Consider the following 6,295-nt stretch of genomic DNA (forward strand, 5'->3'; position numbering starts at 1 on the left):
GGCCCGCCCGCCGACGGGTCCGGTCAGCCGCCGGCCGCCACCTGCTCGGTGAACCCGAGTTCGCGCAGCGCGGTGCGCAGCCGCGCCGCGGCGTCGTCCAGAGCGGCCTCGTCCTTCTCGATGCGGGCCCGGGAGAAGTCGAGTTCGGCCATGCCCCAGGCGGGCGCGACATGGATGTGCAGATGTGGCACCTCGAAGCCCGCGATGACCAGACCGGCCCGGGGCGCGTCCCAGGCCCGCCGCACCCCGCGGCCGATCGCCTGGGCCACCGTGACGCAGCGGGCCAGCAGGTCGCCCTCCGCGTCGGTCCACTGGTCCACCTCCCGCCGGGGCACCACCAGGGTGTGCCCCGGGGTCAGCGGGGCGATGCTGAGGAACGCGGCCACCTCGGCGTCCTGCCAGACGAACCGGGCGGGCAGTTCTCCGGCGAGGATCCGGGAAAAGAGCGTCGGCATGCGGCGAGTATCCCCCGCGCCCCGAGCGGCCGTCAGGGGGTCCCGGTCCCCACGTGCGGGCCCCCGGTGCGCAGCAGGAGCACGGTGAGGTCGTCGGTGTGGCCGCCGGTCGGCCAGGCCTGCCGGACGAGGCCGTCGACGAGGCGTTCCAGGTCGCCGACCTCCGCACGGGCGAGGTGCTCGGCGAGGCCGGCGGTGGCGTGGCCGACGTCGGTGCCGGGGCGTTCGACGAGGCCGTCGGTGTACAGGGCGAGGACCGCGCCCGCGGGGAGCGGGCCGCGGGTGAGGGGGTAGCGGGCGCAGGCGTCGACGCCCAGCGGTGGGCCGGGGTCGAGGTGGAGGGGGTGGGCCCGGCCGGCCGCCGGACGCAGCAGCGGCGGCACGTGGCCCGCGCCGGCCAGGGTCAGCTCCTGGCGGGCCAGGTCCAGGTGGACGTAGAGGCAGGTCACCAGGAGGTCGGAGGCCAGGTCGGCGAGCAGCCGGTTGGTGCGGGCGATGACCTGGTCCGGGGCGGCGCCGGCGGTGGCGTGGGCATGGATGGCGGTACGGACCTGGCCCATCAGGGCGGCCGCGGCCATGCTGTGGCCCTCCACGTCGCCGATGACGGCGGCCGCGCAGGTGTCGTCCAGGCGGAGCAGGTCGTAGAAGTCGCCGCCGACGTCGGTTCCGTGCCCGGCCGGCAGGTAGCGGGTGGCGACGGTGAGGCCGGGCACGGAGGGGAGGCTGCGCGGCAGGAGTGCCTGCTGGAGCTGGTGGACGAGGTGGTGCTGGGTGTCGTAGAGGTGGGCCCGGTCCAGGGCCTGGGCGAGCAGACCGGCCAGCGGGGTGAGGACGGCGCGTTCGTCGGCGGTGAAGGCGTGCGGGCGTTCGTAGGAGAGGACGCAGCAGCCGACCGGGCGTCCCGAGATGAGCAGGGGGAGGAAGGCCCACGCCTGTTTCCCGCTGATCCGGGGTGCCCGGGGATAGCTGTGGGCCAGCTCGGCCGGGCTGCCGAAGAAGGCGGGGACACCGCTCGCCAGCACCTGGCCGGCCGGGGTGACACAGGTGTCGAGGTGGAGGGCGTCGAGGCGTTCGACGGCGTCGGCGGGGTAGCCGTGGTGCCCGGCGATCCGCAGGCGGCCCGCTTCGGCGATGCTGAGCACGAAGCCCTGGGCGCCGAACGCCGGCAGGATCTGGTCGGCCATCAGCGCGACGAGGTCCCGGGTGGTCACCGTCTCGGTGAGCGCGGCCGCCAGGTGGACCAGCTGGTAGAGGCGTCCGGGCGTGGTCGGGGCGGGCTCCGCGCGCCCGCTCGGGACGGCCCCCACGCGCCCGGTCCCGGCGGCCTCCGCCGTCTCCTCCCCGGCGATGATGCGCACGCTGATGCCGCTGGCGTCCGGGTGCAGGTGGAAGGTCAGCCACTGGTCCGGCGGGCGGAGCGCGCTGAAGGAGACCGGCGCCCGGCTGATGACGGCCAGCCGGTACCGCTCCTCGTACCTCAGGTCGTCCAGCCACGGCAGGGACTGCCAGGGCCGGGTGCCCAGCAGCCGGTCGGCGTCCCGGCCCAGCAGCCGGGCGGCCGGGGCGGACATGAACGTCACCCTGCCCTCCAGGTCCAGTGCCAGGGCGCCGTCCGGGAGCCGGTCGAGGAAGTCGACGGCGGCCAGCGCGGTCTGGGCGGGGTGGCGCTGGGCGTCCACGGGTACGACATGCGGCCGGTCGGGGACGGCGGGCGGCACCGGCGAGTCGTCCAGGAGCCGGGCCAGCCTGCGGGCGCTGGCGATGATGTGGTGGCGTTCGCGGGTGGTGGCCCGGGCCGCGTGGTCGGCGGGCCACATCAGCACGATCCCGCCCCAGTGGCGGTGCACCCCGCGCAGCGGGGCGGCGGCGAGCGCGAAGGGGTACGGCAGGACGGTCGCGGCCCGCGGGTAACGGCGCGCCATCTCGTCCTGGGAGCCGACCCACACCACGCGGTCCTCCCTGATCGCGTCGGCCACCGGGACGGGTGCGGTCAGCGGCAGCCGCTGCCAGGGCACGGTGAAGCCGACGGGCACCCCGCACACCGCCACCAGGCGCAGCATCCCGGCCGGCTCCTCGACGAGGTACACGCCGCCGATCGCCGCCCCCGTCCGGCGCACCATGTCGGCGAGCGCCGCGCCCAGGGCATCGTCGACCGTGAGGTCGTCACTGGGCCGGGCACGGAGCCGCATGATGTTCGTCCTCCGGTCGTGTGCGCAGGGCGGCGGACGCCGCACGGAGCCTCCCGGACCCGTTACGGCGGCGTATACCACTCATTCACGACAATATGCACATACTTTCTTACGGCAATACCGTCCATCGGCGTCCGTCGGCGTCCGTCGGCGCCCGCCGCCGTCCCCACCGGGCCGGTACGGCGCGCGGCGTGCGGGCTAGGATCCGGCACATGGCCCTGACCATGACCGACGTGGACCGGTTCGAGGCGGCCCGGCCGCGTCTGGCGGCCATCGCCTACCGCCTCCTGGGCTCCGCGAGCGAGGCCGAGGACGCCGTGCAGGACACGTACCTGCGCTGGGAGGCCGCCGACACCGGCCGTATCGAGGTCCCCGAGGCCTGGCTGACCAAGGTGCTCACCAACCTGTGTCTCAACCAGCTCACCTCGGCCCGCGCCCGGCGGGAGACCTACGTGGGCCAGTGGCTCCCCGAGCCGCTGCTCGCCGGCGACCCGATGCTCGGCCCCGCCGACACCGCGGAACGGCGGGAGTCGGTGTCGTACGCGGTCCTGGTCCTGCTGGAGCGGCTCACGCCGGCCGAGCGCGCGGTGTACGTGCTGCGGGAGGCCTTCGACTACCCGCACCGGGAGATCGCCCGCATCCTCGACCTCACCGAGGCCACCAGCCAGCAGATCCTGCACCGGGCCAGGAAGCACGTCGCGCAGGGCAGGGCCCGCACCGAGGTCGACGAGGCCGCCGCCCGGCGGGTCGTCGAGGAGTTCCTCGCGGCCGCGACCAGCGGCCGGACCGAGCCGCTCGTCCGGCTGCTCACCGAGGACGTCGTCGCGGTCGGTGACGGCGGCGGGAAGGTCCCGGCGCGGGCCAAGGCGTTCGAGGGCGCCGTCGCGGTCGCGACGTTCATGCGGGGCCTGTTCAAGCCCGGCCCCGCGCAGCGTGCGCTGGCCGGCGGTTCCGTCGACCTGTACGGGACGACCGCCAACGGCGGACCCGCGCTGGTGGCGGTCGTCGACGGCCGGGTCTTCGGCGTGATGTGCCTGGAGATCACCACCGAGGGCATCGCCGCGCTCCGCAACCAGGTCAACCCCGACAAGCTGGAGCGCGCGACCAGGCAGTGGGCGGCGGCCGACCACGGCGAACCCCTGCTCCGCCTCTTCTGACGCGCCGCCGACTCCGATGTGAGCGGCTGCGAGCTGCGGTGAGGTGCCGCGAGCTGCTGCGGCGTGCTGTGAGGTGCTTCACACCGTCCTCCTGTCAGGAAACGGCGGGCCGCCCGGTTCAGAGGGCGACCCGCTGAACAGCTGGATGACAGGAGCACCGACATGCAGCACCGCATCGTCGTCCTCGGCGCCGGATACGCCGGAGCCGTCGCCGCCGGCCGCCTCGCCCGGCGGCTGCGCCGCGAAGACGTCGCCGTCACCCTCGTCAACGCCGAACCCGACTTCGTCGAGCGCGTCCGGATGCATCAGGTCGCGACCGGCCAGGAACTGCGGCCCCGGCCGTTCGCCGAGATGTTCGCCGGGACCGGCGTGCGGCTGAGGCTCGCGAGGGTCACGGCGGTGGACGTCGACCGGAGGACGGTCACGACCGTCCCCGCCGCCGAGGACGGCGTACCGGAGCCGGAGGAACTGGAGTACGACACCCTCGTGTACGCCCTCGGCAGCGCCTGGGACGACCAGGGCGTCCCCGGCGCCGCCGAGCACGCCGACCAGATCGCGAGCCGCCCCGGAGCGCTCCGGCTGCGCCGGCGCCTCGCCGCCCTGGCGGCTGGAGAGCCGGTGCTCGTGGTCGGCGGCGGACTCACCGGTCTGGAGGCCGTGACCGAGATCGCCGAGGCCCGACCGGACCTCGACGTCGCCCTCGCCGCCCGCGGCGCCCTCGGCGACTGGCTCTCGCCGAAGGGGCGCGGTCACCTGCGGAAGGTCCTCGACGGACTCGGCGTCACCGTGCACGAGCACACCGCCGTCACCGCCGTGGCGCCCGGCCACGTGACCACGGCCGAGGGCGCGTCCGTCCCTGCCGCCGTCACCGTGTGGACCACCGGCTTCGCCGTCCACCCGCTCTCCCGGGCCACCGCCCTGGAGGTCACCGACGCGGGCCGGATCGTCGTCGACCGGACCATGCGCTCGGTCTCGCACCCGGAGGTGTACGCCGTCGGCGACGCGGCTCAGGCGACGGGCCCGGCCGGCAACCCGCTGCGCATGTCCTGCGCCTCGGGCCTCCCGATGGCCTGGCAGGCCGCCGACTCCATCGCGGCCCGCCTGACCGGCGGGAAGCTCCCGAACACCCCGCTGCGCTACGTCAACCAGTGCGTCTCGCTGGGCCGCAGGCAGGGCCTCATCCAGTACGTCACCGCCGACGACCGCGCCGTACGGGCGGCCCTGACCGGCCGGACCGCCGCCCTCTACAAGGAACTGATCTGCAAGGGCGCGGCCTGGGCCGTGGCCCACCCGATGCTCGGCCTCCCGTCCCGGCGCCGCCGCGTCGTACCGGACGCCGCCCGGTCGGACGCACCCCTCACGGCCACGACACCGGCCTGACGGGTGTCAGCCCTTCGGCCCCGCCGACTGCACCACCTCGAAGGACCACAACGTCGACCCGGAAGCCGCCGGCTTAGGCCGCTCACCCTCGGCACCCCCCTGGTGCGCGGCCTTCATCGGCCCCTCCATCCACGCCTGGAAGGACTCCTCGTCCTTCCAGCGCGTGTACACCAGATACTGGTCGGTCCCCTCGACCGGGCACAGGGTGTGCGGATGTACCTTGCGAACCATGAGCGAAGATGACTTGGTCTCTCGCGCACAGTGGCGGAACTTAGAGAACCAGAACTGGGCAGTTCTAGGGTCCGTCTTCAAAGATCATCGGGTGGTGGATCATGGCGGGGTGATACGTCGTCATGAACTCACCGATCAGGAGTGGGAGTTACTCGCTCCGCTGATACCGCGGGCTGTGACGGGCCGGCCGCGGGTGTCGGACCGGCAGGTCATCAACGGGATGGTCTACAAGATCCGGACCGGGATCTCCTGGCGTGACCTGCCGGAACGCTACGGCCCGTGGCAGACCGTCTACACCCGCTTTCGCCGCTACGCCCTGGACGGCGTGTTCACGCGGGCTCTTCAGCAGAGGGGCACCATCGGCCGGACGAACCGGACGATCACGCCCTCGGCCGATCCCGAGGCGGACTGACCACCAAAATCCACGTCGCCTGCGACGGCAAGGGGCGCCCGCTCGCAGTCCTGGTGACGCCAGGACAACGCCACGACAGCATCTGCGCGCGCCCTCTTCTGGAGCGCATCCGCGTCCCTCGCACCGGCCCAGGCCGACCCCGTTGCAGACCTGACCAGGTCATCGCAGACAAGGCCTACAGCTCCCGGGGCTTCCGCTCCTACCTGCGCAAACGCGGCATCGGACACACCATTCCGGAGAAGACCGACCAGCAGCGACACCGGCGCAACCGCGGACGTCGCGGCGGGCGGCCACCGGCGTTCGACCGGCAGGTTTACCGCCAGCGCAACGTCGTCGAACGCTGCTTCAACCGGCTCAAAGGCTTCCGTGGAATTGCCACCCGATACGAGAAGACCGCCGCCTCCTACGAAGCAGCGATCACACTCGCGTCATTCCTGCTCTGGGCAAGATCCGTTTGAAGACGGACCCTAG

The 6,295-nt window shown here is 73.6% G+C and carries 4 protein-coding genes and 2 pseudogenes; 3 read left to right on the forward strand and 3 right to left on the reverse strand.

The features are described from left to right. Positions 1-23: 23 nt before the first annotated feature. Both JF597_RS44195 and JF597_RS44200 read right to left on the reverse strand, forming a co-directional pair. A complete protein-coding gene (locus JF597_RS44195) occupies positions 24-455 on the reverse strand; it encodes an HIT family protein (RefSeq protein WP_294010157.1) in 432 nt (143 codons plus the stop codon). A 32-nt stretch (positions 456-487) separates the two neighbouring features. Continuing rightward, positions 488-2,644: a SpoIIE family protein phosphatase gene (locus JF597_RS44200; RefSeq protein ID WP_294010160.1), complete on the reverse strand. Its 2,157-nt coding sequence runs from the start codon at positions 2,642-2,644 to the stop codon at positions 488-490. Positions 2,645-2,856: 212 nt separating this feature from the next. Here JF597_RS44200 and JF597_RS44205 point away from each other — a divergent pair, with 212 nt between their 5' ends. Next, the gene (locus tag JF597_RS44205; protein ID WP_294010162.1) at positions 2,857-3,801 is read left to right on the forward strand and encodes an RNA polymerase sigma-70 factor; all 945 of its coding nucleotides are present in this window, start codon (positions 2,857-2,859) and stop codon (positions 3,799-3,801) included. A 162-nt stretch (positions 3,802-3,963) separates the two neighbouring features. Beyond that, complete coding sequence (locus JF597_RS44210; protein ID WP_294010165.1) at positions 3,964-5,181, forward strand: FAD-dependent oxidoreductase; 1,218 nt, start codon at positions 3,964-3,966, stop codon at positions 5,179-5,181. Positions 5,182-5,187: 6 nt separating this feature from the next. Here JF597_RS44210 and JF597_RS44215 read toward each other — a convergent pair. Next, a pseudogene (locus tag JF597_RS44215) lies at positions 5,188-5,379 on the reverse strand (antibiotic biosynthesis monooxygenase); the annotation flags it as partial. Positions 5,380-5,524: 145 nt separating this feature from the next. Here JF597_RS44215 and JF597_RS44220 point away from each other — a divergent pair. After that, positions 5,525-6,282: pseudogene (locus JF597_RS44220) on the forward strand (IS5 family transposase). Positions 6,283-6,295: the final 13 nt, after the last annotated feature.

This window comes from Streptomyces sp. (assembly GCF_019510245.1).
Classification (GTDB): Bacteria; Actinomycetota; Actinomycetes; order Streptomycetales; family Streptomycetaceae; genus Streptomyces.